Source organism: Micromonospora sp. NPDC047521, assembly GCF_055587305.1.
In genome coordinates this window covers 1-26,752 of sequence record NZ_JBVJGN010000021.1, presented here as the reverse complement: position 1 = coordinate 26,752, position 26,752 = coordinate 1, and the positions used below count along the sequence as shown (strand labels likewise).

The following is a 26,752-nucleotide window of genomic DNA, read 5'->3' as shown; positions in this document are numbered from 1 at the left end:
CACTCGCCCGTGGCGGATCAGGGAGGTCACGTGCCGTTTCAGGCGCCCATCACGATCGCCACCGCACTTCAGCGGATGGCGCGGCACGACTACGTCCTCCCCGCCATCCAACGGGAGTTCGTCTGGGGGCCCGACCGGATCTGCAAGCTCTTCGACAGCCTGATGCGTGGGTACCCCATCGGCTCGTTCCTGTTCTGGAAAGTCAGCGGGGACAAGGTCAAGTCCTACACCTTCTACGACTTCGTGCGGACCTATCACGCGAAGAACTCGCCGCACTGCCCCACTCTCGACGTCGAACGCGGCAGGGACGTGACAGCGATCCTCGACGGGCAACAGCGGCTGACCGCGCTCAACATTGGTCTCCGCGGCTCCTACGCCGAGCGGCTCCCGAGGATGAGGCACAACAACCCGCTCGCGTACCCGACGAAGCGGCTCCACATCAACCTGTTGGCCCGCGGCGACGACGACGAGCTGGAGCTGGCGTACCACTTCCGGTTCCTGACCTCTGATGAGGCCAAGGCCCGCGACGAGCACACCTTCTGGTTCCCGGTTTCAGAGATCCGGAGCGTCAACGAGGGGGATCAGGTCTTCGACATCACCGCTCACCACGAGCTGCCCAACGCCGCCGGACGGGTGCTCTTCAAGCTCTACGAAGTGGTGAAGCGGCAGACGTTGATCAACTACTTCGAGGAGGAAGACCAGAGCCTGGAGAAGGTGCTCAACATTTTCATCCGGGTCAACAGCGGAGCGGTCCCGCTCTCGTTCAGTGACCTCCTGCTGAGCATCGCCACCTCTCAGTGGCGCGAGCGCGACGCGCGGGAGGAGATCCACGCTCTCGTCGACGACCTCAACCGCACCGGCCAGGGCTTCAACTTCGACAAGAACAGCGTCTTGAAGACCGGTCTGGTCCTGCTCGGTAAACGGGACATCCGCTTCAAGGTCGACAACTTCGACCGGCACACCATGCTGGCGATGGAAGAGAGCTGGGACGACATCGAGCGGGCGCTGCGGCTGGCCGCTCAGTTGCTCAGCGACTTCGGGTTTTCGTCGGCCACCTTGCCCGCCAGCAGCGTGATCATCCCGCTCGCTCACTACGCGCACCTTCGCCGTCTGGAGACGGGCTACCTGCGGCGTTCGGCCGACGCGTCGGACCGCGACGAACTCCGCCGGTGGCTGCTGCAGGCGGTGGTCAAGGGTGGCATCTGGGGCAGTGGCCTCGACACGTTGCTGTCCGGCCTGCGGGCGGTGTTGGACGCCGAAGCACGCAACGGTTTTCCCCGCTCTTCGCTCGAACGTGAAATGGCCAGGCAGAGCAAGGCCCTCCGGTTCGATCCTCTCGAGGTGGACGAGCTGCTGGACCTGAAGTACGGCGCGACAAAGACCTTCGCGCTGCTGGCACTGCTCTACCCGGGCATCGACGTACGCAACGCGTTCCACGTCGACCACGTGTATCCGAGAAGCAGGTTCACCGCCGCCCGGCTTCGCGCGGCCGGCATCCCGGACGAGGACATTCCCGCCTACCTCGATCGCGTCGACAGGCTGGGCAACCTCCAGCTCCTGGAGGGGACGGAGAACGTCGACAAGCGGGCCGCTCTGCCGTCCGATTGGGTTCGCAGGGCCTATCCCGACGCCGCCGCCCAGCTGGGCTATCTGACCCGCAACGACCTCGGCGACCTACCACCACTCGCCGAGTTCCTGAGCTTCTACGACCGCCGGCGGGCACTGATGCGCGAACGCCTCCTCGGCCTGCTCGGCGTGGACAGCTCTGCCGCGACGGAAAGGCGGGAACCGACGGAGGACAGCAACGCCGGCCCGCCGACCGGCCACCTCTCAGTCGTGCCGGCGTCCCGGCGACGAGACATCCCCGCCCACATCGGCTCGGCCTTCTTCTCACAGCCGTCCGGCGCGTTCCTGACGATCAACGAAATCAGGAACCACCGCAGCGAGGAGTACGGCGACGAGTTCCCTTCGGCCGGCGCCATCTCGGCACGCCTCTTTCCGACAACCGGCAGGTGCACCGTGACGGGGGTCGAGCCGGGCGTGAACGAGCGCGGCGTCCGGGGCGCGAGGAAGGTGTAGCGCCAGGACCACGAATGGGCGATAGCGGTCAGCAGCTGCCGAAGATCACTTGTGCATGTTTGTTCCGGCTGGAGAGCCCTGCTACTCGCCTCACCGTCGTCTGCCCAAAGTGGGCAGGCCTGCTGGCAATGCTCGCACCGACGCTGACCATTCGCCATCACGGCACAGGTCACACTTGCGCGAGCCTGGATCTGTGCCCCTGCGGCGAAACGTCTTCCCACAACGCGCGCACTTCACGGTGGCCCACTCTGCGTGACACCGGGAACAACGGGGAGCACCTGACTTCCGGGTCAGGCTGCCATCGCGTCCGCTCAGGCCGCAGCCGACGCATCGCGCCGCGAGCAGTGACTCGGCCCGATCCGGAGACCTGGTCGCCTTCAACGTGCGCTGTCGCTGCTGCCGCCCGGCCACACCCTGCTTGGCCTTTACGCGCCCGCGTTGCACAGCAAGAATCCGATGCATCTGCTGCCGGACCTTCGGGTCAGAGCAGCTCTTTGAGGCACGTGAGCCTTGCCTCAGCAGGTCCCATGCGCCCCGAAAATCGCCGGCGCTGATCGCGCGATCCACAGAGAGCAGGATCGAGATCAGGCGGTCTTCGGGAGCGGCCGACGAACCCGGCCTGCTGGCGCGTTCGCTGCCCGCCGGCACGTTTCGTCCAGCTCGCTGGTCGTTGGTGGTCACCGCATTGTCCCCTGACCGAAGCTTCGTTGCCGGTCGTCGTCATCCAGCCGTCGTAGGTGATCCAGTAGCACCTCCACCTCTGCGGCAGCTGGCGACTCCGAGTCGTACGCTCGATGGACATCGCGCAGGAGGTCACCAAGTAGGCGTCGCGCCTCCGTCACGTCGCCAACGCCGGCCACAAGCATGGCGACCTGTTGCCGCAGCGGGAACAGTTCCGGTGAACCCGGGGACATCACCCGCTGCTCCTCGGCGAGCAACGCTCGCAGCTCGGCCAGCGCGGACGTCCCTTCACCCAGCTCTGCCTGGCAGACGGCTGCCTGCTGCCGGCATTGCCAGATCAGCTCATGGTCCGGCACCGGGCGCGCGGCCAGGTCGGGGATGAGCCGCTGGAACTCCGGCAGCGCCTGCCGGAACGCCCCGGCGAGGACGTACAGGTTGGCAAGGTGGAGACGCAGTTCCAGGATTCTGGGCTGCTTGGCACCGGGCCCTTTCCGGATCGGACGCAACGCCGTTTCGAGCAGTTCGGCGGCTTGGGTGAACCGCTCATCCTCGGCGAGATCCCAGGCGCGCTCCTCGACCTCGGTCAGCTCGTCGAGGGACAGCGGCTCGACGACCTCCGGCGCCGAGCGCGGCCGGACGATGTCCACCCTGGTCGGCGCCAGCGGCGCGCGGGGCGGTAGCGGACCGAACGGATAACGGTGGGGCATGGTCGGATCGACGGTCTGACCATCGGCGACCGTCACCGCCAGGTCGTCGGCCACGCCGGGCTCGACCACTCCGAGCGGCGCCAGGAGCTCGTACACCTCGGCGGCAGACCCGGGCCGGTCCTGCGGGTCCTTGGCGAGCAATTGGGCGACGAGCCGCACGAGCACGTCGGGCACACCGGCGCGATGTCCGGTGACCGACGGGATGGGGTCGTTCATGTGGCGGTGCAGCAGGCCGAGCGCGCTGTCCGCGCGGTACGGCGGCTCGCCGGTCAGCAGCTCGAACAGCACGCAGCCCAGCGCGTAGAGGTCGGCCCGCGGCCCGACGGCGCTGTTGAGCGCCTGCTCGGGCGCCATGTAGGTGGGCGTGCCGAGGGTGTGGCTGGTGGCGGTCAGCCGGGGCACATCCGGGCCGAGCAGCGCCGCCACCCCGAAGTCGAGGACTTTGACCGATCCCGTCGGGGTGACCATCAGGTTCTGCGGCTTGAGGTCGCGATGCACCAGGGAGGCGGCGTGTGCGACAGCGAGCACCGAGCAGATCTGCGCGCCGATGGCGGCTGCCCACGGCACGGCGAGCCGGCCACGCTCGGCGATCAGCTCGGAAAGGAGCAGACCCGGCACGAGCTGCATGACGATGTAGACGTCGTCGCCGTGGTGGCCGACGTCGTGGACGCTGGGCACCCCGGGGTGGTCCAGCCGGGCGGTGACCCGGGCCTCCCGCATGAACCGTTCGACCGCGTTGTCCCGGTCGTTCTCAGGGATGGTGAGCTTGCGGAGGAACTTGATGGCGACGGGCCGGTCGAGCTTCTCGTCGAAGCCGCCCCACACCTCCCCCATACCGCCGTGGCCGAGCGGATACGTCAGCTCGTATCGGTCGGCCACGCGCTCCTGCGCCCGCATCAAGCCCCTCACTGCGCGTCCCGGCCAATTGCCACTGTCAATGCTGCTAGTGCTTGCCACCGTACAAGTCATTCAGTTCGCGATAGGCGTCGAGCCTGAGCGCTCAGGCGATGCCCTTGCGGCTGCGAATCATCTGGTACGCCTGCCGGCGTGCGAACTGGTTGAGCTGCGACCGCAGGCTCTCGTCGTCCAGGTAGCGCTGCATGAGCTTCCCGTTGTCGTCGTGGCGAGACAGGATCACGTCCTCGATGCGCTTGTCGCAGACAACACCGAAGTTGCTCTCGTCGTTGACCATCGCGGCGGCTTCGAGGGTGCCATCCTCGGCCAAGGCGACGATCTGCTGCTCGACCCAGACCTTGTCCGACTCGCCCAGACCGATGCCGAACCGGTCGTTGAACGCGTCGATCAGCTCGGAGAGCACAACCTTTTCCAGGTCGCGCTGCCCGCCCGCTGCCCCGCCGAGGAAACCCGGCAGCATCTGCTCACCCTCGGGCGACAGCGACGCGTCGTGCTCGCCCGTCTTACTGACCCGCAGGTGGGTCAGCTGCACCTCGCCGATGTCGACGGACGGGTCCTGCCGGCGGGGCAGCCGGTTGAGCAACGCTCGCCCGTACAGGTAAAGCCGTTCCAGGTCTTCGTCGTGATAGGGCACGACCTGACTGAGGAACGCGTACATGCGGGTGTAGTCGCGCAGCGCGGACCGGAAGGTGTCCGCGGCCTCGGCGTCGTCGGCGGCCAGGGCGTTGAAGCGCTGCACGGCCGGCTCCGTGAAGCGGTAGAGGGAGGCGTGCGCCCGCTGGAGGGCGGTGTCACTCGTTGCCTTCTGCTCGGCGGCGAGCAACGCCTCGGCGTACGCCTGCATCTCCGAGTTGACCAGGACCGGGTAGGCCGTCACCGCGTTCTGGGCGGTGTAGAGCAGGTTCGGGTCGGTGGGGGTGGTGGCGGCGGTCTCGAAGTACGGCTTGAAGTGCTCGGCGATGTCGCCGGCCTCGTTGACGAAGTCGAGGACGAAGACGTCACCCTGGGCCTTGAGCGGGTGGGTGCGATTGAGCCGAGACAGGGTTTGCACGGCCGCGACGTTCTTGAGCAGCTTGTCGACGTACATCGTGGTGAGCAGCGGCTGGTCGAAGCCGGTCTGGTACTTCTCGGCGACGACCAGGATCCGATACTCGGTCTGCTGCTTGGCATTCGGCGTGCCGGCGTGCTTGTCGTCGGCGGCGGTATAGGCGAAACGCTCCGGCAACTCGCCTTCGCTGAACCCGTTGCTCCGCGCCTCGGTGTGCTCGACGCCGTCGACCTCCAGGTCGCCCGAGAAGGCCACCAGGGAGTCGCACCCGACGTAGCCCTGCATCTCGACGTACTTCTTGATGGCGGTGTGCAGGCGGACGGCGGCCTCGCGAGAGCTGGTGACCACCATGGCCTTGGCGCGGTTACCCAGGCGCGGTGCGGTGTGCTTGCGGAAGTGCTCGACGATAATCTCCGCCTTCTGCGCCTGCATGGTGGGGTGCAGGCTGGCGAAGCGGGCGAGCTGGGCGCCGGCCTTCTTCGGGTCGACCTCCGGGTCGTCGGGGTTGGCGTTGGCCAACTTCCAGTACGACTTGTAGGTCAGGTAGTTGCGCAGCACGTCGAGGATGAAGCCCTCCTCGATGGCCTGCCGCATCGAGTACGTGTGGAACGGCTGCGGGTTGCCGGTCACCGGGTGCGGGGTGCCGAACAGCTCCAGGGTCTTCGCTTTCGGCGTGGCGGTGAACGCGAAGTACGACAGCGTCTCGTGCCGCCCTCGCGCCAGCGCTGACGCGGTGAGCAGGTCACCCGACTCGTCCACGTCGTCGCTACCAAGCTTGAGGAGCACCTTCTTCAGCGCGGCGGCTGAGTCGCCGGACTGCGACGAGTGCGCCTCGTCGACGATGACCGCGAAGCGCTTCCCCTTGAGCCCCTGCACCTGGTTGAGGATGTAGGGGAACTTCTGCATGGTGGTGATGACAACCTTGGCCGTCTCGCCCTGAAGCGCGGCGGCGAGCTGAGCGGAGTCCTTGTCGATCCGCTGCACCACACCGGGCACATGCTCGAACTGGAAGACGGTGTCCTGCAACTGCCGATCCAGCACCACCCGGTCGGTGATGATGATGACCTTGTCGAAGACCGGCTCGTTGGGGCGCAGCCCATCCTTGGCGATGTCGGGCGCGGTGTGCAGGCTGGACAGTCGGTGCGCCAGCCAGGCGATGGTGTTCGACTTGCCCGACCCGGCCGAGTGCATGACCAGGTAGTTGTGGCCGGAGCCGTGGCGGGCGGCGTGGTCGGTCAGCTGGGTGACCGCGTGCCACTGGTGGTAGCGCGGAAAGATCAGCGCCTTGGTGTCCCTGTCGTAGTGCAGAAACCGCCGGACCAGGTCCATGAACACGTCGGGGTGCCAGATCTGCTCCCAGAGGTAGGAGCTGCGGTAGCCGCTTTCCCCTGCGGGCGGGTTGCCGGCACCACCGGAGACGCCCGGCCCGTCGGAGCCGGTGTTGAAGGGCAGGAACCGGGTCTTCTCCCCAGCAAGCTTCGTGGTGACGAAAACCAGGTCGGGGTCGACGGCGAAGTGCACGAGGGTACGCCGGGCGAAGAGCAGTTCCTTCGGGTCGCGGGTCTTGCGGTACTGCTCCTTGGCGTCCTCGACGGTCTGGCCGGTGAGCGGGTTCTTCAACTCGGCAGTGGCGAGCGGGATGCCGTTGGTGAAGAGGACGAGGTCGATGGTGTTGTTGCTGCTGGTCGAGTAGGCGAGCTGGCGGGTGACGGTGAGGCGGTTCGCGCGGTAGAGCTTGAGCGCGTCGTCGGTGATGGCGTGGGCGGGCTTGAAGTAGGCGAGCCGGATGAGGACGCCCTTGTCCTTGACGCCACGGCGAAGGACGTCGAGCGGGCCGCGCTCGTCGGTCTGCTTGGCGACGTACTGGGCGAAGTGCCACTGCGCCTCATCAGGGTTGTTTCCGTGGTACGCCAGTAGCTTCGCCCACTCATCTGGCTGAGTCGCTCCGATGAAGGCAAAGAGCTCGGCGGTGTCGATCCCAAGCTCCCGGTCGTAGTTGCTCGGCGCTATCGAGAGCCAGCCGGAGCTGAGCAAGGCGCCCTCAATCGCCGTCTCGAACGGCTGCTCCTGATGAACCGGGCTCATACGTCCGCCCCCCGGGCTGTCGTCAAGTTGATCTGACCAGTCACCGCCGCCGTAACAAGAGCCTGCTGTTTCTCTGTCAGGGAACGCAACTGCCTCCCAATTACCTCAAGTGCAGCGTTCAGGGGTGCGTTGCGATCGAGCACTCGCCGGACAACGGCCTCTTGATTAGCGAAGGAGATCTTTGGAAGGACCAATTGGGCTAGGGCAGAAGTGTTGAGAACCTCTTGGACAGAGCCACCCGCAAGAAGGCGAAGCTGTTCTTGAGCCGGCCGGGAGTTGATCGCCATTTCAATAAACTTCGGGTGACACATTGGCCCTGGCCGAACGAGCAGCATCCCCACACAGTTGCCACCGATCGCCCAGTCCGGAACTACCGCTGCCTGACCCGTCAACCCAACTCGCGAGACGAGAACATCGCCGCGTCGAAGGGATGACTTCCTGTGCAGGAAGTTGTCCTCTTCCGAAAGATACTTCAGTTCCTTATCGTTAATCGAGCCAGCAGCGAGATTTTGCCCGCGGAGAAATGGAACTCCACTCGGAGCGTAAAGTGTCGCAGGCTGAACGACAATTCCGACAGTCAGCTTCGATGCCAACCGACCAAGCCGGATGGTGGTACCCGCCATGTGAGCGGCAAATGCCTCGGTAGTGGTTGCCTCCATTCGCTCAAGGAGCAGCTCGCGGGAGCGAAGCTTGGCCTTACGAAGTCGAGACAGGCGATCCAGTTCGACGTCGAGGTAGTCCGCAATAAGTCGCTGCTCAAGAAGCGAGGGGAGAGGGATGGCCAGGTCGAGAATCTTTGAGCTACTCGTAGAAGCGAGGTTGGTAGTTTTTGTTCCGGTCTTCTCGAAATAGTATCGACTTCCCGCCGACTGAGTTACATAAGCGAGGAATCTCTCGTCAAGGATTCCCGCCAGCGGCCGAAGGGCAAACACATGGTTCTGATGCAAGCAGTCGCGAATCTCTCCTCGCCACACCGTGCCGCGACCGAGTTTGTCGATATCCCCTCCCTCTGTCATTAGAACATCGCCCGACCGTAAAGTGCTAGCGATCGCAACTCTGCGAGGTACGGTGATCTCCTTGACCAAACTCAAGTCGAGCCAACCGGCTTGGACGTTGGCTACCCGGAGATACGGTCGAGTTACTTCGTCGCCTGAAATTGCACGCGATGCATCAACGGTCAGCCCGGACTGAAGTCGACAGACCCGCTTGAGCCGGACCATTGGCCACTTCACGATGTCACCTGAGAAAGGAGATTCTGGATTTCGGCCTCCAACGCACTAATTTCAGCGTCAATCTCGGCAAGCGGACGAGGCGGCTTGTACACATAGAAGTGGCGAGTGAATGGGATCTCGTACCCAATCTTGGTCTTAGCTTCGTCGATCCAGGCATCGGGGAAGTGTGGAAGGACCTCGCGCTTGAGGTAGTCGTGGATGTCCTCGTCCAACGGCACGTTCTCGTTGTCGCGCAGATCCGGGTCCGGCAGCGGGTTGCCCTTGCGGTCGGTCTGCACCTCGCCCTCCGGGCCGCTGACCGAGAACGCCTCCCAGACCGCCTTCTCCACCGGCGCCGGTAGCTTCCCCAGCCCGTTCAGCTCTATGGCGAACTCTGCCCGCGTCGCGGACGACGTACCGATCAGCGACTTGGCCCCCGCGAGCAGCGACTCCCGCTCGGCGTACTTGAAGACCGCCTTGGCCTCCGCGAGCAGCGCGACCGTCTCCTCGGTGACCTCGAAGCGCAGCCGCAGCGGGCGCTCGACGGTGATCCGCTGGTAGCCGAAGTCGGTGGTCTTGAAAACCTTCACCTTGGCGTGCTGCGGGTGCTCCGGGTCGTCCGCAATGGACAGGGCGTTCACATACGCTCGGGTCAGCTCGGCGATGTGCTCGTCGGTGAGCATCTTGCGCTTGTCGCCGAGGCTCTTGCGCATCTTCGTCCAGTAGTCGCGGCCGTCGAGCAGCACGACCTTCCGGCGGCGAGCCGGCGCCTTGCGGTTGGTGAGGATCCAGAAGTATGTGGAGATGCCGGTGTTGTAGAAGAGCTGGTCGGGCAGCGCGACGATGCCCTCCAGGAGGTCGTTCTCCAAGATCCAGCGGCGGATCTCCGACTCCCCCGAGCCGGCGGCGCCGGTGAACAGCGGCGAGCCGTTGAAGACGATGGCCAGGCGGCTGCCGCCGTCCTCAGGGCGCTTCATCTTCGAGATCATGTGCTGGAGGAACAGCAGTGAGCCGTCGTTGATCCGGGGCAGCCCGGCACCGAAACGGCCAGCGTGACCGCGGGCGGCCTCGTCCTTGACGAACTTCTCGACCTTCTTCCACTCGACGCCGAACGGCGGGTTGGCGAGCATGTAGTCGAACCGTTCGCCCTCGTGACCGTCCTGGTTGAACGAGTTGCCGAAGGCGATCTTCGTGGGGTCGCCACCCTTGAGCATCATGTCGGAGCGGCAGATCGCGTACGTCTCGCCGTTGAGTTCCTGCCCATACACCTCGACGGTGGCGTTGGGATTGTGTTCCTGGATGTGGTCCTGGGCCTCGCTGAGCATGCCGCCGGTGCCGCAGGCCGGGTCGTAGATCTTCCGGACGATGCCGGGAGTGATCAGGTCGTCCTCGTCGGGGGCGAGCAGCAGGTTGACCATCAGCTTGATGACCTCGCGCGGGGTGAAGTGCTCACCGGCGGTCTCGTTGCTGATTTCCGAGAAGCGGCGGATCAACTCCTCGAAGACGTAGCCCATCTGGTGGTTGGACACCACGTCCGGGTGCAGGTCGATGTCGGCGAACTTGGCGACCACCTGGTAGAGCAGCCCGGCCTCGGCGAGGCGGCTGATCTGGGTGTCGAAGCCATACTTCTCGAGAACGTCGACCGCGCCGGGCGAGAAACCGCCGATGCACGCACGCAGGTTGAGCGCCACATTGTCCTGGTCGCCCAGCAGCTTACGGAACGACATCTCGCTGGTGTTGTAGAACGACAGCCCAGCCGCCCTTCGCAGCACCGGGTCCATGTTCTGCACACCCGCATCCTTGAGCTGCTGGTGCCGGGCGAGCACCGCGTCCTTCGTCGGCTCCAACACGCAGTCCAGGCGACGGAACACGGTCAGCGGGAGGACCACCCTGCCGTACTCCGACTGCTTGTAATCACCACGGAGCAGGTCCGCAACCGACCAGATGAAGTTCGCGAGCTCTTGGTGCTTGTTACTCACCAGTTTCCTTTCGATTGCCTTAAGCAAGGAGTATCACCGCTGGTCCGCCTCGTCACGGTCCCCCACTCGGCGGAGAAGGTCAGCCGACTGTTTGCGTGGCGTCGCCGACGGAGGATTCATACTTCGCTAGGCTCGCTGTATGAGTCGGCGTGTGACGATCTCCGTACCTGATGACGTGGCTGAGCAGCTGGACGCGCTTCCGGCCCGCCAGGTTTCCGCGTATGTCACCGAAGCGCTGCGCCGCCGTCGGATATCCGACGACATGCGGGCCGCTCTACGGCTGGCCGGGCACAGCGAGTTCCCGTACGACCCGGCGGGCGCAGCACGGCGGCTGGCCGCTCGACAGGTGACGCCGGAGATGCGTGAGGCGGCGATAGCCCGGGTGGCGGAGGTGCTGGAGCGTCCGGTCGACGAGGTCCGCGCCGACTTCGACCGGCCGACTGCGGCGTGAGCGCACCGGTCTACGTGCTCGACACCGGTGCACTGATGGCCTACGCCCACGGCGTCGACGCTGTCGGTGAGGCGCTGGTGGATGCGGCCGACGCCGGTGCGACGGTTGCCGTGCCGCTGGTCTGCCTGATCGAGGCGTATAGCCTGCTCGACCATACCGAGCACGAGTACCTGTCGATGCTTCGCCGCAACCCCGCCGTTCGGGTCGTCACACCGGCCCTGCACGTCGACCAGGCCGACGACTGCCCAGTCATTGGGGGCATGGCCCGGCAGGCTGGCCGCCTCGGTGCTGGCCACGCAGTCTTCGTTGCGATCAGCAGCGCTGCTGGCCTCATCACGTCTCGGGCCGACCAGGTGCGAAAGGTGCTCGGCGACGACTGGCCGATCGTCGAGGTCTGACCTCACCACGGGTCGTCCGGTCAGATCGACAGACGGGCTGGGCCGTCGTTGACGGTGTGGGCAGCCTCTCGGGGTGAACAGGCTCTGCATTGTGACTCGCAAGGTTGTCAGCTGTTCCAGAACATCAACTCGCGTGCCTGCCGCGAACAAGCCGTCAGCTCCGGCACGCTGCGCGAAGGGACGACGTAGTCACGCTCGCGGATGAGCGCGAGTAAAGCTTCGGGCACTGATACTCGGTAACGCCGCACGTAGTAGGCAAGGTCCTTCCGCCAGAGCCAGTCACCGTCGGTCATGACGGTGGAGCCGTTCATCACCTGCCGGGTCGAGTCGAAGGCGTCGTCGGCGACGTCCATCACGTCGATGAGGATGTGACCCGAATTGAGATAGGTGATCACCTGGGTGGCGTCGGGCAACTCCTCGTCGGCGACGCTGTCGAAGATGCTCTGCTGCGTCTCGGCGGAGCGGACCGGTCCGAATTCACGGAACATCCCCGCCGCCTTCAGCTGACCGCCGCCCGTCAACGCCGACCGTCCGGATAGCTCCGGATCGTCAAGGTCTGAGCTGACCAGGGAGTTGGGTTATTCATTGGGTGTCGCCGTCTGGCGACACGACTCCCCGCGCCAAACCGTCAGCGGTGAGCTGCACCAGTTCGGCCCCCAACACCGCTGCCTCCCGCACCGCTGCCTCGAACGCCTCCAGCCGGCGGAACGCCGCACCGTGCGCCCGCTGCTCGTCGAGCGTCAGCCGCCGCACCTGCGCCCGCCGAATGTCGAACCGCATCGTGCCCGACAGGCTCGACGACTGCTTCTCGTTCGCCGACGTACGCAACTGACCGGCCAGGAACCACGGATCCAACGCCGTCGGATTGGGCCGCAGCAGGTACAGGTTGCGCCCCAACAGCGCCCCCTCGACGGTCACCACTCGGGCGGTGAGCTGCCGCGCGATCATCGGCACCACCACGTCCCCGACCGCGAGGGGGATCTCCTGCCCGATCCGGTCGTCCACCCGCCCGGAGGCTTCCACTCCGGCGAGCACGTCGGGCACGGTGAGCACCGGCGGTCCGTCAGGGGCGGGTGTGGACGTGCCGGCGCGGACCGGGCCGATCAGTTGAAGCGCGCCGGTCTTCGCCAGCTCCCCCACGGTGAGGAATGAGCCCTCCGGCCCGCTGGGCGCGGGCGTGACCTGCGGTAGCAGCGCCGGCAGCTCGCCGACGATGGCTGCCAGCCGTTCTCTGGTGCGTACCAGATGCTCTCCCGACGCCTCGCCCACGACGGCGGGTTGGCGGCGTGCGGGAGTGAGGTCGACCTCCTCGTCGAGTAGCTCGATGACCGGGACCGCGCGGGCGAAGCCGGCTTCCTCGACGTCGCCGTCCGGGGCGGCGGCGAAGGCCCGCCACGCGGCCAGCACGCGTGGTGCGGTGTCAGCCAGCTCACCGCCGGCGGCGTCGATCAGCAGCGCCCGCGCTGGTGGCGGAGCGTCGGTCGCGGCGCGTCGCAGCACCCACAGGTGCAGGGGTACGCCGTGCGGCGCCGCCACCCCCGGTGGAAGCGCGATGACGGCGCGCAGGTGACCTCGGCGCAGCAGCTCGCCGCGGATCCGTTTGCCCGCGCGGCGGCTGGCGACCGTGGGTGGCATCAGCAGGACGGCGTGCCCGCCAGCCCGCAGGTGGGCGAGAGCGTGTTGGGCCCAGGCCAGCTCCGGTTCGGTACGGGGTGTGGTGCCGACGATCCAGCGGGGGTCGTGACCGAGTTCCTCGTCGCCCCAGTTGGTCGCGCCGAACGGTGGGTGACAGACGACGGCGTCGACGGTTCGGCCGGCGAAGGCGTCTGAGCGCAGCGAGTCCCCTGCGCTCACCTCGCCGGACACGTCGTGCAGGGCCAGCCACAGGCTGGCGAGTTTGGCCAGGTCAGGGTCGAGTTCCTGCCCGTAGACGGAGGTGCTGCCGGCGCGGACGGCGGCTCGCAGGATGGCGCCGGAGCCGGCGGCCGGGTCGAGCACTGAGCCGCCGCCGACGTTGGCGAGCCCGATCATCAGGTCGGCGAGATCGTCGGGGGTGGCGAAGGGGCGGCCGGGGCCTGGAGCGGAGAACCGCTGCCACAGCTCGTCGAACGCACCCTGGGGGCCCAACTCGTCGGCGAGGGCGTCGACGTCGGACAGCAGCGGCGCGAGTTGCGCGTCGGGGTGGCCGGTTCGCGAGCCACGTTGGCGAGCCAGCAGGACTACGCCGACAGCGGCGAGGCCGGCGGCCGGGGTGTCGCTGGCCGCGGCGAGGTGCCGCCAGAGCCGGTCGGCGGTGGCCAGCTCGGGGAGCTTGCCCTGGGCGCGGAGCCACTGCTCGACCTGGATCAGGTCGAACTCCGGGCTCGCCGTCGTCCCGCTCACCGGGGTGGGGAAGTCGGAGTGCCGTTTACGCCAGTTGCTGACCGCAGCGCGACCGACGCCGGCGAGCCGGGCGATTTCCGCTGCCGTGATGGTCGGGTTCTCCTGCACCCTGAAAGTCTCGCACGTACGTCAAGTACGAAATCGTCTGTTGACACCGCTCTCGGACGATGCTCTTATTGACGCCGCAACGTTCACATCAGGAGGACAACGATGCGCAAGACCACGACTCTCGCTCTGATCGCCACCGGCCTCATCGCCCTGGGCTGCGGCTCCGGCGCCGCCGACAAGGCGGGCAACTCCGGCAGCGACGACAAGGCGAGCGGCTCTACCAGCGACGAAGGCGGCGCCAAGGCCGAAGAGAAGCCGGCGAAGACCGCCAAGATCGGTCAGCCGGCCCGGGACGGAAAGTTCGAGTTCACGGTCAAGTCGTCCAAGTGCGGCGTCGCCAAGATCGGCACCGACATGCTCGGCGCGAAGGCGCAGGGCCAGTTCTGCCTGGTCACGGTCAACGTGAAGAACATCGGCAAGGAAGCCCAGATGTTCGACGGCAGCAGCCAGAAGGCGTACGCGGCCGACGGCACCGAGTACTCCGCCGACTCCGGCGCGGCCATCTACGCCAACAAGAACGCCGAGACGTTCCTCAACGACATCAACCCCGGTAACCAGGTGACCGGCGTCGTCGTCTTCGACATCCCGAAGAACGTCAAGATCACCAAGCTTGAGCTGCACGACTCGATGTTCTCCGGCGGCGTTGACGTCGCCTTGGGCTGACCTCTCCCCCACCGGCCGGGGCGGGCAGCCCACGCCCGCTCCGGCTGTTCACAGCCAACCTGTTCACAGAAGGAACCCGGTGATGACCGACCTGACCGCTCCAGATCCGAACGAGAGCCCCGAGGATGTCCAGTCGACCGCCGGCACCTCGGCCGACAGCCCTGAGGGTGGCCCCTCCAGTGCGAGCAGAGCGCTGGCCGGCAGACGTCGCTACTTGGTCGTGGCGTCGGCCGTGGTGATTGTGCTGGCCACAGCCACGAGCATCCTCTTTCTGACCCAGCGCGATTCACCGTTGGAGGTGGCCCGCCAAGCCTGCGGCGCCGGCAGGGACGACTGGGCGATGCTGGGCGACGACGGCAACTCCCTCACGCTACGTAGCGTCGGCAAGGAGCGAACCGGCCTGAAGCTGGAGCAGTTGCAGTGCTACTTGACCGAGCTGAAGGTGCCCGACGCCGTCATTGCAGAGATCGAAGGCACGCGTGCGCTGGACGGACGCCAGTCCGGCGAGTGGGAGGACATGAGTGCCTCGTGGACCTATCACCCGGACGACGGCCTCCAAATGATCATCACCCTCTCGGACTGACTCGTTGCGGTTCGCACTCGGCAGCACCGCTGTCCCTCCCACGCCCCGGAGATGACAATGGCCCTCCCCCACCCGCACGCCACCATGCGTCCGGCCGTCTGCGCCACCGGCGCCCTGCTCACCACCGCCCTACTGACGATGACGCTCGCCGGCTGCGGTGACGGGCAGAACTCCACCGCGACGCCGACGACGGCCTCCCCGAGCATGTCCGCGTCTGCCAGCGCGTCGCCGACTGCGACCCCGGCGCCGGACCGGGACGGCGACGCTATCCCCGACTCCAGCGACACCTATCCCGACGACCCCGAGAACATCCCGCAGCAGCCCGTGGTCAGCCTTGAGTGCGACACCGGCAACGACTGGGATGCACTGCTCACGGTGCGGCCAGGCAAGGACGGCCGGCCAGACTTCAGCGAGATGTGGGCGGCGAAACCGACGGCCTGCGACGCCCCGGCGGAGATCTATCCCGTGACCGATACCGAGAAGACCGCGCTGAAGACGTCCAAGTACGAGGACGGCACCATCACGACCCTGTACGAGATGTGCGCCGCCATCGACCCCGACGACACCTACCTGGAGGCCGACTACGCCGCCAGCAGCGAGCAGATCCCGGAGATCAACGCCGCACTCCTGCTCTGTCCCACCTACCCGTACGCGAAGAAGTGGCGCGAGGCTGTGAAGCGCGGACAGGCCGACGCTGACCTGGCAGCCCAGGGTCGGATCTTCGGCGAGGGCACCTTCCGCGTCGGTAAGGAGATCAAGCCGGGCACGTACGTGACCACCGACGTCGACGGCTGCTACTGGGAGCGGCAGAACGCCTCCGGCGACACGATCGACAACTACTTCACCAACAGCGCCCGCCGGGTCCAAGTGACCATCCGCGCCTCCGACTACGCCTTCAGCTCGGATAACTGCGGCGAGTGGCGCCCCGCGCGCTGAACCGAAGCACCGACATCCACCGCTCAGCCGGGCGGGCCGACCAGCCGTCAGCCCGTGGACACCACACGCCTGGAGACCCCCCATGACCCAGCCTCCGCAGCCCACCACACCTCTGATCGAGCTGATCTTCGACCGGCTCGCCGCCGCTGACGTCGTACCGACCGAGACCGCCGAACTGGTCCTCGCCGCCTTGACCAGCGAGGACGATCTGACCGCAGCTCTCGCCGGCACGCCCACCCGGCTCGACCCCCGCTCCCCCGCCGGAGACGGTCCAACCGGACGGATCTGGCTGAAGTCCGTGACCGTCGCCGGCTTCCGGGGCGTCGGCCCGGAGCGGACCCTCCAGGTCGACCCGGGCCCGGGCCTCACAGTGGTCGTGGGCCGCAACGGCTCCGGCAAGTCCAGCTTCGCCGAGGCCGTCGAGCTCGCCCTGACCGGTGACAGCGCCAGGTGGGCCGACAAGACGAGCGTCTGGCGTACGGGGTGGCGCAACCTGCACAACCCGGACCCGTGCTGGGTCGACGTGGAACTGCGGGTCGACGGTGTGGCCACGCCGACCCGGGTTCACAGGGCCTGGCCGGTCGGGGCCGAGCTGGCCGATGCCGAGGTGACGGTCACCAGCGCTCAGGGTCGGCACACCTGCCTGTCCGAGCTGGGTCTGGCCCGTCCACTGGAGCTGTACCGGCCGTTCCTCACCTCCGCCGAGCTGGGCAAGCTCGCCGCTGGCACGCAGAGCCAGCTCTTCGACGCGCTCTTCGCGATCCTCGGTCTGGACGCGCTGACCGACGCCGACCAGCGTCTGCTGCGCGCTACCCGGCCGCACGACACGATCGTCAAGGAGGTACGTAGACAGCGTGCCGCCCTGGTCAACGCACTCACCGACATCGCCGACGACCGGGCCCGACGGACCGCCGCACTGCTGCGCGGCCGGGGCGCTGTCGACCTCGGTGCGGTGACGGCGATCCTCGACGAGCCGGACGAGGCGACCACCGACCGGGAGGTGCTGCTCTGCCGGGAACTCGCCGACCTCGCCCCGCCGCCGGTCGACGAGGTGACCCGGCTGGCCGGTCAGCTGCGGGAGGCGGCGGGCGAAGCCCTGCGGTACGACGGTGGCCGGTCCCGGGCCGCGTTGCGCAGCGCCGAACTGCTCCGCCTCGCCCTGGAACACCACGAGGACGAGGGCGACGGGTCGTGCCCGGTGTGCGCCACCGGCACCCTGGACGGTGGCTGGCGTACCGCCGCCGCGCAGTCGCTCACCGAGCTGCGGCAGCGCAGTGTCGCCGCCCAGACCGCGGCGACCCGGCTCACGGCTCTGCTGCGGCAGACGCACCACCTGATCGACGACCTCGCGGTGCCCGAGGGGCCGGGGTCGGAGGCGGCGGTCGGGGCGCTGCGGGACGCCGTCGTGGCGCTGCGGCGCGTACCCGGGAAGCCGGCCGACCTGGCCGACCACCTGGCCGCGCGGTACCCGGCGGTGGTGACGGCGGCGGACGCGGCCCGCGCGTACGCCGAGGGGTTTCTGCGGCAACGCGACACCGGTTGGCGGGCGACGGCTGCCGACGTGCGCGAGTGGGTGGCCGCCGCCGACCGGCTTGCGGCGCGGGAGGCGACCCTTGCCCGGTTGAAGGCCGCGCGCGCCTGGCTGAAGGACGCCGGTACGGCAATCCGCAACGAGCGGGTCGCGCCGTTCGCCGGGCACTCGCAGCGGATCTGGGCGCAGCTACGGCAGGAGAGCAACGTCGAGCTGGGGTCGATGACGTTGGAAGGCGCGAACACCAGGCGGCGGGTGGTCTTCCCGGTCAGCGTGGACGGCGCCGACAACGGCACGGCGCTGGGTGTGATGAGTCAGGGTGAGATGCAGGCGCTCGGGCTGGCGACGTTCCTGCCGCGCAGCTGCGCCCCGGAGAGCCCGTTCCGGTTCATCGTGGTCGACGACCCGGTGCAGAGCATGGATCCGTCGAAGGTGGACGGCCTAGGACGGGTGCTCGCCGAGCTGGCCGAGCAGCGGCAGGTGGTGGTCTTCACCCACGACACCCGGCTGCCGGAGGCGGTTCGCCGGCTCGACCTGGGCAAGGCGCGGATCATCGAGGTGACCCGGGCGGAAAAGTCGGTGGTGACCCTGCGGCCCGGCTCGGACCCGGTGACCCGCTACCTCGACGACGCGTACGCGCTGGCTCGCAACGAGGAGATCACCGCCGAAGTACGCGGGCCGGTGGTCGCGGAGCTGTGCCGCTCGGCCCTGGAGGCGGCCTGCCACCGGGCGGTCTGGCGGACCCGGGTGGCGCGGGGCGTACCGCACGCCGACATCGAGAGCGCGATCGAGGACGCGTCCCGACGGGTCGCCACCACCGTCGCGTTGGCGTTGTTTGACGACGCGGACAAGGGCGGGGACGTGCTCGGCTGGCTCGGCCGCCGGCACGGACGACGGGCGGTGAACGCCTACCAGGCGTGTCGGGAGGGCGTGCACGGGGCGTACCTGGGGGACCTGCCCGGCCTGGTTACGGACGCCCGGCTCCTCGCGGCGGCGTTGTCGTGACCGCGCCGACGCCACAGCGCTGCCTGGCGGCGGCCGACCAGCTGCTGCGCGGGGCCGGTCTGCTCGGCGTCGCGGCGGTGTCCGCCGGTTGGTGGCCACGGGCCTGCGCCTGCCTGATCCGGCTCGCCCTCGAAGGCGGGATCGATGCCTACTGGCGGTCGGTCAAGCCGAGCGTCGCGGCGTGCCGGCAGGGCCGCGCGAAGCAGTTGATGCTGCGTGGCCGGCTCGGCCCGGGTGCCGAGACCGCCCGCCGGGTGGCGTTCGCCTGGGCGATGCTCTCCGCCGCCACGCACCACCACTGCTATGAGCTGGCTCCTACGGCGGCGGAGCTGCGTCGCCTGCACGCCGAAGTGACCACCCTGCTCGCGCGACTTCAGCCGACCGCGGGCACCACGAGCTGACCGCAGACGACTCATCCAACCAAGAGGGATACGCGCGTTGACCCGCTCACATCACACGAATGATCTGTTCAGCTACTCGCGCTTGGACAATACGCGCGACGAGGCACCTCTCCGGGTGAGCCGCCGTGTCCACGCTGACACCTACTGTGATTCTCCCGATGTCGATCATGAGGGATGCGGGATGACAGAACCTGAGGAATCCGAAAGCGAACTTTCCATACCCGTCGACTACGTGCCCGGCGCACGCGGTCACGCCGTACTCGCCGTCGGTCCCGACACGGCCGGCGCCGAGGCCGTGGCTGTGTGGCGGCTCAGCCCCACCGGACGTGCCGGCGGGGCATGGGTGGTACGCCTCGACGAAGTCGCGCAGGACGACCAGTTCGCTCGAATCATGTGGATGTTGCAGGGGCGCTGCCTCGTCGGGTGGGACCGGGAAACGCCGACCATGATCCTGGACAGGACCGCCCACGTACTGCCGCAGGAACTGGTCAGCACGCTGCGGGGGTACGTGCTGACCGTCCCTGAGCTCCTCACGGAGATCACTGAGCACCGATCCGCCTACGCCGAAGCGGTCGATCGGCAGCGTGCCGTGTCCACGTCAAAGCTCGCCCCGCTCGCCTGGCCCACCGAGATGCCGAATCACGAGGATCTGAAGAGCCGGCTCACCGTGCAGCCCCGCGCCGCCTCGCCGGTCGCCGGGACGGCGCTGGCTCTGACGTCTGCCGTCGCCATCACCGCTCAGCTCTGGCAGGACACCGAACAGGCTCGGTATCGCCGAAAGTATCTGCGCGCTCTTGGCGATCCGCAGCCGTTGCCTCCACGGTGGCTGGCCTGGTTGCGTGCCGCCGCCGACAGCTCCGCTCCGACCACGATCTGAGGAGTCGACCCGACGTGTACGCAGTTATCGACTTGGAGACGACGGGCCTGCGCACCAGTTGGCATGACCGTGTGGTCGAGGTCGCCGTCATCCACCTCGACGGCGCCGGGCAGGTGACGCACGAGTGGTGCAGCCTGGTCAACCCCGACCGGGACCTAGGGCCGCAACTCATCCATGGCATCTCGGCCGCCGAGGCACGGCGCGCACCGGAGTTCAGTCGGCTCGCCGGCCACCTGGCCAGCCTCCTTCGCGGGAGGGTGCTGGTTGCTCACAACCTGCACTTCGACGCGACATTCCTCCTCGCCGAGTACCGGCGACTGCGGATTGAACCGCCAATCAGCCCGGCAGAGGGACTGTGCACCATGCGGCTCGCCGCGCACTTCCTCCCGTCGGCCGGCCGCAGCCTGCATGACTGCTGTCGCGCTGCGGGGTTGCCGCCGCACCAGGCACACTCCGCCCTGCATGACGCGCGAGCGGCCGCGCACCTCCTGGCCCGCTATCTGCGGGACGCGGGAGCGCCGCCGCCGTGGACGTCCGTCCTTGACGCCGCTGCGGCTGCCCCTTGGCCGCCCTTGACTGCCGAAGCAGTGGTGCCGGTGCCCCGGCAAGGCCCGGGGCACCACACGGAACACTTCCTGGCTCGTCTGGTGGACCGGCTTCCGCGGCTCCGTGAACCGCAGGGTGACGCGTACCTGGACCTGCTCGACCGGGCGCTGCTTGACCGGCACATCTCCGCCAGTGAGGCGGACGCACTCGTCGCCACTGCCGAAGAGCTCGGCCTCGCCCGTGTCGACGTCGACCACCTGCACCGCAGCTATCTGGCGAGTCTGGCAGCGGTGGCGATCGAGGACAACGTCCTCACGTCGGCCGAACGCCACGACCTGGACCAGGTTGCCTCGTTGCTCGGGCTGCAGGCCTCCGATGTCGACCACGCCCTCAAGATCGCTCCCGATACTGGCACGGCCCGGCCGCACCTAAACGCCTGGCGGCTCCAAGCCGGCGACGTGGTGGTCTTCACCGGGGCGATGGATCCACCACGGTGGTCCTGGGAAGAGAACGCTCGGGCGGCAGGGCTCCAGGTCGGCGACAACGTCACCAAGAAGACCCGCCTCCTGGTGGCCGCCGACCCCGACTCGATGTCCGGCAAGGCCAAGAAGGCCCGCCAGTACGACGTTCCGGTCGTGCACCCCATCGCGTTCCAGGACATGCTCGCCGGCCTCGGTCGGTAGTGCGCATTCAACGAGCCTAGGAGTTCAAGGCATGGCAACAGACGCCCTCGATGGACCGGATCCGGAAGCAGCCGTACCCGGGCAGCGAGTCCTCGACCTCCTGGATAAGGCGATCGCCATCCAGAGCCCACTGGTGCGAAAGAACATCGCCCGAGCCCGCCAGCGGAACCCGGAGGCGACACCAGCAGAGGTGATCGGCAATCTGGAGCGGATGTACGTCAGCGCCCTGACCGGGACCGGTGCTGCCGTTGGAGGAGCTGCGGCGGCGCCCGGCGTCGGCACGGGCGTCGCACTGGCGCTGTCGGCCGGCGAGTTTCTCTCATCTCTTGAGCTGAGCGCCCTCTTCGCGCTCTCGATCGCCGAAGTCCACGGAGTCCGCATCGACGAGATCGGACGCCGTCGAACGATCGTGATGGGAATCATGCTCGGCGGGTCCGGCTCCGCGACCATCACCAAGGTCGCAGAGCGGACAGGGCAACACTGGGGACGTCAGATTGTCGCCAAGGTACCTCTACAGACGTTGCGTCAGATCAACAAGGTCCTGGGAAGACACTTCATCACGAAGTACGGGACCAAGCAGGGAATCATCGTTCTCGGTCGGATGGCACCGTTCGGCATCGGCGCTGTGATTGGTGGGGGTGCCAACGCTGCCCTCGCCACTCTGGCCGTGCGGGCCGGTCGTCGCGCGTTTGGCCCACCCCCGCCGACGTGGCAGCCAGCTGACGCAGGGCACTCCGCCGACGTCCCGCGGGTAGGGTCCGATCATGACGATTCCCCACCTGACGGCCGCTGACGGCACCACTCTGCCGGCGATCGGGCTCGGCACGTACCAGCTGAACGGCTCGGCGGGAGTCGACGCGATCGGCCACGCGATCGGGGCGGGTTACCGGCTGATCGACTCGGCGGTGAACTACGAGAACGAGGGCGCGGTGGGTCGGGCCGTACGGGCTGCCGGTGGCGTACGCGACGAGCTGATCGTGACGTCCAAGCTGCCGGGGCGGCACCACCGTTTCGACGAGGCGCTGACCACCATCGAGGAGAGCGTCTTCCGGACCGGCCTCGACCGGATCGATCTGTACCTGATCCACTGGCCGAACCCGAACGTCGACTTGTACGTGCAGGCGTGGCGGGCGCTTATCGAGGCGCGCGAGCGTGGCCTGGTCCGGCACATCGGCCTGTCGAACTTCCTGCCGGAGCACATCGACCGGCTGGTGGCCGAGACGGGTGTCGCTCCGGTGGTCAACCAGATCGAGGTGCATCCGTACTTCCCGCAGCAGGAGGCGATCGACTACCACCGGGAGCATGGGATCCTCGTGCAGGGTTGGAGTCCGCTCGGGCACGGCAACGACCTGCAACAGCACCCCACGGTCGTGGACATCGCGTCCGCCCACAGCGTCAGCCCGGCGCAGACCATCCTCGCCTGGCACGTGGCGCGTCAGGTGATCCCGCTGCCCAAGGCGGCCTCCCCGCAGCGGCAGGTCGAGAACCTGGACGTCTTCGGCGTCACGCTCACCGACGCCGAGGTGGAGGCCATCACCGCCTTGGGTCGCCCCGACGGGCGGCTCGCGGACCAGGACCCGGCGGTGTACGAGGAGTTCTGACCGCCCGAGTCCCCTGGTGCGTGCTCGACGGACGTGACGACATCGACCGGGTGCGGTGACGCGGCTGTCGACGGCAGATGGCCATAATCGGGCCGTCCGGGAGCACCCCGACGTACCGTGAGGTCGTGCCGACGAGAGACGTACTCACCAAGGCTGACCTGGCTGAACTGCGCCGCTCGGCGCTCGGGGCGGCCGATCCGCTGGGTGTCGCCGCCGACCTGGCCGAGGCCGCGGAGCAGGGCCGCCTGGAGGATCCGGACGACGCCGGTGACGCGCTGACGCTTGCCGCCGAGATCGCGGAGATCCGGGCCAGGCCGGATGCCGCGCTGCGGTACGCGGACGAGGCGGTGCAGGCGTACCCGTCGGGGGATGATCCTCGGGCCGGGGTGGCGCGCGCGTTGCGGGCGCGGGCCCTGTTCCGGGCCGGTGGCCGGGACGACGAGGCGATGGCGGAGCTGACGGCGCTGCGTCCGCTGCTGCTCACGCAGCCCGACGCGCCGGCGTACCTGAGCGCGGCGCTGGACGCCGGCGGTCGTTCGTCGATCGCCGAGACGTGGCTGAGCGAGGCGGTGGACGGCCTGCTCGGTGAGCGCGCCTCGGCGGCCGACCCGGAGGTCGGCCCGCCGGAGGCGCCAGGTGTCGCGTTCTTCCTGCTGCAACAGCGCCATCGGGTACGCCGGAATCTCAACCTGCCGCACGACCGGCAGGACGACCTGGCCGATCGGCTGGAGAACCAGCTGGTCCGCCGGGCATCCGAGCGTCAGGGCGGCGATTCGGATCTGCTCCTCTGGCGCCGGGACGAGTTCGACCGTCTGCTCGCCGAGCACGCCGAGCTGACTGACGTGTACGGACCGGACTGGGACGCGCACCGCGCCCGGCTGGAGAAGGCGCTGGTCCAGTTGGCGAGCGCCGGCCGCACGGGGTTGGGTGTGTTCGTCGCGACGGTGGCCGGGTTGGACGCGTTCGCCAGGCGCCGCGACGGGGACCCGTCCGATCCGCAGATCCGGGCCGGCTACGCGGCCGAGGTGGCGACGCGGCCCAGCGCCCGGGTGCCCTGGCCGCCGGAGCGCAACGACGCCTGCTGGTGCGGCTCGGGCCTGAAGTACAAGAAGGACTGCCTGCCGCGTTCCCGCAGCTGAGGGCACCTGTCAACGGACGGTGGCACGACGCTGGTAGTGGCGGGCGACGCGGGCCCGGTTGCCGCAGGACGGCTTGCACCATTCCTGACGCGGGTGGTCCTTGACGAAGTAGCGGACGCAGCGCGGCGCGGGGCAGGCGCGCAGCTCCGCCCGGGTGGGGCCGGCGAGGAACTCGACGACGGCGCGGGCCAGCCCGGCGGTGAGCGCCAGGCGCGCGTCGGCCGCCTCGCCCTGCCAGGTGAGGGACGGCGCGCTCTCGTCGGGCCAGGTCAGCACCGGCCGGACCGGCATCGCGGCGGCGGCCAGGTTGAGCCTGTCGACCGCCTCCTGCGGTGGCAGCAGCGCCGACGAGTCGGCCCGGCTGGGCGGGCCGGGCCGGACCGCCCGGGCGAAGAGGGTACGGGCGGCGCGGCGTACCGCCACCACGTCGAGCCGGGTCCGCTCGTCGCCGTGGATCGGGCGCCCGCCCGCGTACTCCCGCAGAGATTCGGCCTGCTCGGCGAGCCAGGCGGTCAGGCCGGGGACGTCGGCGAGGTCGTCGGCGACGCCACCGTTGCCGTCGTGCCGGATGGTGCTGACCAAGGCGAGCGCGAGCTGCGCTGACATGCGCGTCCTCTCCGTGGTGGCTTGTGCGGGCGACGGATGCGAGCGTACCTTCCCTAATGCCTTTAAGCGCAGCTAGCCATTAGGGGGCATTGTGCTGGTCGTCGCACACCTCAGTGACACCCACCTCGACAGCCATCCCCGGTCGGCCGAACGGACCGCCCGGGTGATGGACCATCTGCACGCCCTGCCGCAACCTGTCGACGCCATCCTGATCACCGGGGACATCGCCGACCACGGCGAGATCACCGAGTACGAGACGGCCGCGAGGCTCTTCGACTCCCCGCTGCCGGTCCTGGTCTGCCCCGGCAACCACGACGTGCGCGACGCGTACCGCAAGGGTCTGCTCGGCGACGACAGTGGTGGCACCGGCCCGATCAACACCCGGCACGACGTGGCCGGCGCGGTCTTCCTCCTGGCCGACTCCTCGGTGCCCGGCGAGGACCACGGCCACCTCGACGAGGAGACGATGAGGTGGCTCGCCGACGAGCTGGGCTCGGTGCCGGCGGACACGCCGACGTTCGTCGCCCTGCACCATCCGCCGGTCGTGCTGCACCACCCGGTCATCGACCCGATGCGGCTGCTGCCGGCCGATCCGCTGGCCGAGCTGGTCAGCGCCCACCCGCAGGTCGTCGCCGTGCTCACCGGGCACTTCCACACCGCCGCTGCGAGCACCTTCGCCGGCCGTCCACTGCGGATCGCGCCGGGTGTCGTCTCCACCCTCCGGATGCCCTGGGAGGGCCCGGGCCCGTTGACCACCCAGACCCAGCCGCCCGGCGTCGCCTTCCACGTGTACGACGACACCGGGCTGCTCACCACCCACTACCGGGTGGTGGTCTGAGCGTGCGGACGGTCGCCGTGCTCGGTTTCCTCGTCGCGGTCGCGCCGATCACCACCGCGCCGGGCACGAGCCTGACGCTTGTCGTCTCGCGGGTCGCCAGCGGCGGGCGGCGGCAGGGGTGGTGGGTGATCCTGGGTACGGTCACCGGGCTCTACGTGCACGCCACTCTCGCCGCAGCCGGCCTGGCCGCGCTGGTACTCCGCTCGTCGCAGGCGTTCTGGGTCGTCAAACTCGTAGGTGCCGCCTACCTGGTCGGGCTCGGGGTCTGGCTGCTCTGGACCGCGTCCCGCCGGTCCCCGGCCTCGGGGCGGCCACCGCAGACGCGGGCACGGAGGCTGCTCTGGCGCGTCGACCACCCGTACCTTCAGGGGCTGCTGGGCAACGTGCTGAACCCCAAGGCCGCCGCCATCTACCTCACCCTCGCACCGCAGTTCCTCGAGCCGGGCCGACCGGTGCTCGTGCCGATGGTGCTGCTCGCCACGGCCCACGCGGCCCTGCACACCTGCTGGCTCGCCGGCTGGACCGTCGTCGCCGGCGCCGCCGCCCGGCTGCTGCGTACGGCAGGTGTCCGACGCATCCTCGATCGGCTGGCCGGGATGATCCTGGTCGGTCTCGGCGTACGGGCCGCGGTGACCTGAGTCGAACCGGCCGCGTTGCGCTGCGACCGTCGATTGCTGCACGATCGACGTCCACTCGACCCCACCCGAGGAGACGCCGATGTTCGAGGAGTTCATGGGCATTCCCGCCCACCCTCTCGTCCTGCACGCAGCGGTCGTGTTCGTGCCGCTGCTGGCTCTCCTGACGATCGGTTACGCGCTCGTCGCACCGATCCGGCCACACACGCGGTGGGTTCTGGGGCTGCTCGCCCTGGGCGCGCCGCTCGCCGCGCTGCTGGCGAAGCTCACAGGTGACGCCTTCTTCGAGCGGATGCGCTCCGCCAACCGGGTCACCCCGGAGTTCGTGCCGAAGCTGGAGGCGCACCAGGACTTCGGCGACCTCACCCTCTACGCCACGATCGGGTTGGCGGTGGTGGCGTTGGCGCTGGTCCGGTTCGTGCCGCCGCGCACCACCGAGGGCGTACGCCCCGGTCGGCCGCTGACCCTGGCTTTGCAGGTGCTGTCGGTGGTCGCCGCAGGCGTCGCCGTCTACTACGTGATCCGTACCGGCGACTCCGGCGCGAAGGCGGTCTGGGAGGGCCAGTGACGACAGGTGGTGCGGCAGGCCGATCCGGACCAACCCGGCCCAGAAGAACGCGGTGAGCGCGCCCTGCCACGACCAGGTGATCAGGCCGCCCATCAC

At 68.4% G+C, this 26,752-nt stretch carries 23 protein-coding genes and 1 pseudogene; 16 read left to right on the top strand and 8 right to left on the bottom strand.

All coding sequences use genetic code 11. The features are described from left to right. Window positions 1-30 precede the first annotated feature (30 nt). Window positions 31-2,079 (top strand): DUF262 domain-containing protein, encoded by a 2,049-nt coding sequence (locus ACZ6N8_RS29200; protein ID WP_466014024.1) that lies wholly within the window; start codon window positions 31-33, stop codon window positions 2,077-2,079. Window positions 2,080-2,756: 677 nt separating this feature from the next. On the opposite strand, the gene ACZ6N8_RS29195 is transcribed toward ACZ6N8_RS29200, so the two are convergent. The 4 genes from ACZ6N8_RS29195 to ACZ6N8_RS29180 form a co-directional block, all read right to left on the bottom strand. Further along, the gene (locus ACZ6N8_RS29195; protein ID WP_466014023.1) at window positions 2,757-4,346 is read right to left on the bottom strand and encodes a serine/threonine-protein kinase; all 1,590 of its coding nucleotides are present in this window, start codon (window positions 4,344-4,346) and stop codon (window positions 2,757-2,759) included. Between the two features lie 121 nt (window positions 4,347-4,467). Beyond that, window positions 4,468-7,515, bottom strand: a complete 3,048-nt coding sequence (locus ACZ6N8_RS29190) for a type I restriction endonuclease subunit R (protein ID WP_466014021.1) — start codon at window positions 7,513-7,515, stop codon at window positions 4,468-4,470. Then, a complete protein-coding gene (locus tag ACZ6N8_RS29185; protein ID WP_466014020.1) occupies window positions 7,512-8,747 on the bottom strand; it encodes a restriction endonuclease subunit S in 1,236 nt (411 codons plus the stop codon). The genes ACZ6N8_RS29190 and ACZ6N8_RS29185 overlap by 4 nt, the downstream gene beginning before the upstream one ends. Further along, a complete protein-coding gene (locus tag ACZ6N8_RS29180; protein WP_466014017.1) occupies window positions 8,744-10,705 on the bottom strand; it encodes a type I restriction-modification system subunit M in 1,962 nt (653 codons plus the stop codon). Before ACZ6N8_RS29180 ends, ACZ6N8_RS29185 begins: the two co-directional genes overlap by 4 nt. 139 nt (window positions 10,706-10,844) lie before the next feature. Here ACZ6N8_RS29180 and ACZ6N8_RS29175 point away from each other — a divergent pair, with 139 nt between their 5' ends. Together ACZ6N8_RS29175 and ACZ6N8_RS29170 are read left to right on the top strand one after the other, a co-directional pair. Further along, a complete protein-coding gene (locus tag ACZ6N8_RS29175; protein ID WP_466014015.1) occupies window positions 10,845-11,156 on the top strand; it encodes a hypothetical protein in 312 nt (103 codons plus the stop codon). Continuing rightward, window positions 11,153-11,554, top strand: coding sequence for a hypothetical protein (locus tag ACZ6N8_RS29170; RefSeq protein WP_466014013.1), 402 nt, complete (start codon window positions 11,153-11,155; stop codon window positions 11,552-11,554). Before ACZ6N8_RS29175 ends, ACZ6N8_RS29170 begins: the two co-directional genes overlap by 4 nt. 107 nt (window positions 11,555-11,661) lie before the next feature. On the opposite strand, the gene ACZ6N8_RS29165 is transcribed toward ACZ6N8_RS29170, so the two are convergent. Together ACZ6N8_RS29165 and ACZ6N8_RS29160 are read right to left on the bottom strand one after the other, a co-directional pair. Next, the gene (locus ACZ6N8_RS29165) at window positions 11,662-12,042 is read right to left on the bottom strand and encodes a hypothetical protein (protein ID WP_466014011.1); all 381 of its coding nucleotides are present in this window, start codon (window positions 12,040-12,042) and stop codon (window positions 11,662-11,664) included. Window positions 12,043-12,136: 94 nt separating this feature from the next. Beyond that, window positions 12,137-14,044, bottom strand: coding sequence for an N-6 DNA methylase (locus ACZ6N8_RS29160; protein WP_466014009.1), 1,908 nt, complete (start codon window positions 14,042-14,044; stop codon window positions 12,137-12,139). Window positions 14,045-14,146: 102 nt separating this feature from the next. Here ACZ6N8_RS29160 and ACZ6N8_RS29155 point away from each other — a divergent pair, with 102 nt between their 5' ends. The 10 genes from ACZ6N8_RS29155 to ACZ6N8_RS29110 all read left to right on the top strand — a co-directional run bounded on the left by ACZ6N8_RS29155 (window position 14,147) and on the right by ACZ6N8_RS29110 (window position 24,009). Continuing rightward, the gene (locus ACZ6N8_RS29155; protein WP_466014008.1) at window positions 14,147-14,707 is read left to right on the top strand and encodes a DUF4352 domain-containing protein; all 561 of its coding nucleotides are present in this window, start codon (window positions 14,147-14,149) and stop codon (window positions 14,705-14,707) included. Between the two features lie 82 nt (window positions 14,708-14,789). Next, window positions 14,790-15,290, top strand: coding sequence for a hypothetical protein (locus tag ACZ6N8_RS29150; RefSeq protein ID WP_466014006.1), 501 nt, complete (start codon window positions 14,790-14,792; stop codon window positions 15,288-15,290). 51 nt (window positions 15,291-15,341) lie between these two features. Next, window positions 15,342-16,226: a hypothetical protein gene (locus tag ACZ6N8_RS29145; RefSeq protein WP_466014004.1), complete on the top strand. Its 885-nt coding sequence runs from the start codon at window positions 15,342-15,344 to the stop codon at window positions 16,224-16,226. Between the two features lie 82 nt (window positions 16,227-16,308). Further along, window positions 16,309-18,762, top strand: coding sequence for an AAA family ATPase (locus ACZ6N8_RS29140; RefSeq protein ID WP_466014002.1), 2,454 nt, complete (start codon window positions 16,309-16,311; stop codon window positions 18,760-18,762). After that, window positions 18,759-19,163 carry a hypothetical protein gene (locus ACZ6N8_RS29135; RefSeq protein WP_466014000.1) on the top strand — a complete coding sequence of 135 codons (405 nt, stop codon included), beginning with the start codon at window positions 18,759-18,761 and terminating at the stop codon, window positions 19,161-19,163. The genes ACZ6N8_RS29140 and ACZ6N8_RS29135 overlap by 4 nt, the downstream gene beginning before the upstream one ends. A 181-nt stretch (window positions 19,164-19,344) precedes the next feature. Beyond that, a complete protein-coding gene (locus tag ACZ6N8_RS29130) occupies window positions 19,345-20,040 on the top strand; it encodes a DUF6218 family protein (protein ID WP_466013998.1) in 696 nt (231 codons plus the stop codon). A 14-nt stretch (window positions 20,041-20,054) separates the two neighbouring features. Further along, window positions 20,055-21,269 carry an exonuclease domain-containing protein gene (locus tag ACZ6N8_RS29125; protein ID WP_466013996.1) on the top strand — a complete coding sequence of 405 codons (1,215 nt, stop codon included), beginning with the start codon at window positions 20,055-20,057 and terminating at the stop codon, window positions 21,267-21,269. A 31-nt stretch (window positions 21,270-21,300) separates the two neighbouring features. Next, window positions 21,301-22,062: a hypothetical protein gene (locus tag ACZ6N8_RS29120; RefSeq protein ID WP_466013994.1), complete on the top strand. Its 762-nt coding sequence runs from the start codon at window positions 21,301-21,303 to the stop codon at window positions 22,060-22,062. Beyond that, window positions 22,034-22,870, top strand: coding sequence for an aldo/keto reductase (locus ACZ6N8_RS29115; RefSeq protein ID WP_466013992.1), 837 nt, complete (start codon window positions 22,034-22,036; stop codon window positions 22,868-22,870). The genes ACZ6N8_RS29120 and ACZ6N8_RS29115 overlap by 29 nt, the downstream gene beginning before the upstream one ends. A 125-nt stretch (window positions 22,871-22,995) precedes the next feature. Beyond that, entirely contained in the window at window positions 22,996-24,009 is a 1,014-nt protein-coding gene (locus ACZ6N8_RS29110) for an SEC-C metal-binding domain-containing protein (RefSeq protein ID WP_466013990.1), read from the top strand. Between the two features lie 9 nt (window positions 24,010-24,018). On the opposite strand, the gene ACZ6N8_RS29105 is transcribed toward ACZ6N8_RS29110, so the two are convergent. Next, window positions 24,019-24,615, bottom strand: coding sequence for a CGNR zinc finger domain-containing protein (locus ACZ6N8_RS29105; RefSeq protein WP_466013988.1), 597 nt, complete (start codon window positions 24,613-24,615; stop codon window positions 24,019-24,021). A 91-nt stretch (window positions 24,616-24,706) separates the two neighbouring features. On the opposite strand from ACZ6N8_RS29105, the gene ACZ6N8_RS29100 reads away from it, so the two are divergent. From ACZ6N8_RS29100 to ACZ6N8_RS29090, 3 genes are all read left to right on the top strand, one after another. Then, a complete protein-coding gene (locus ACZ6N8_RS29100; protein WP_466013986.1) occupies window positions 24,707-25,453 on the top strand; it encodes a metallophosphoesterase in 747 nt (248 codons plus the stop codon). Between the two features lie 2 nt (window positions 25,454-25,455). After that, on the top strand, window positions 25,456-26,091 hold the full coding sequence (locus ACZ6N8_RS29095; RefSeq protein WP_466013984.1) for a LysE family translocator: 636 nt from the start codon (window positions 25,456-25,458) through the stop codon (window positions 26,089-26,091). A 79-nt stretch (window positions 26,092-26,170) separates the two neighbouring features. After that, window positions 26,171-26,656: a DUF2231 domain-containing protein gene (locus ACZ6N8_RS29090; RefSeq protein WP_466013982.1), complete on the top strand. Its 486-nt coding sequence runs from the start codon at window positions 26,171-26,173 to the stop codon at window positions 26,654-26,656. On the opposite strand, the pseudogene ACZ6N8_RS29085 reads toward ACZ6N8_RS29090, so the two are convergent. Beyond that, window positions 26,657-26,752: pseudogene (locus ACZ6N8_RS29085) on the bottom strand (acyl-CoA desaturase); the annotation flags it as partial.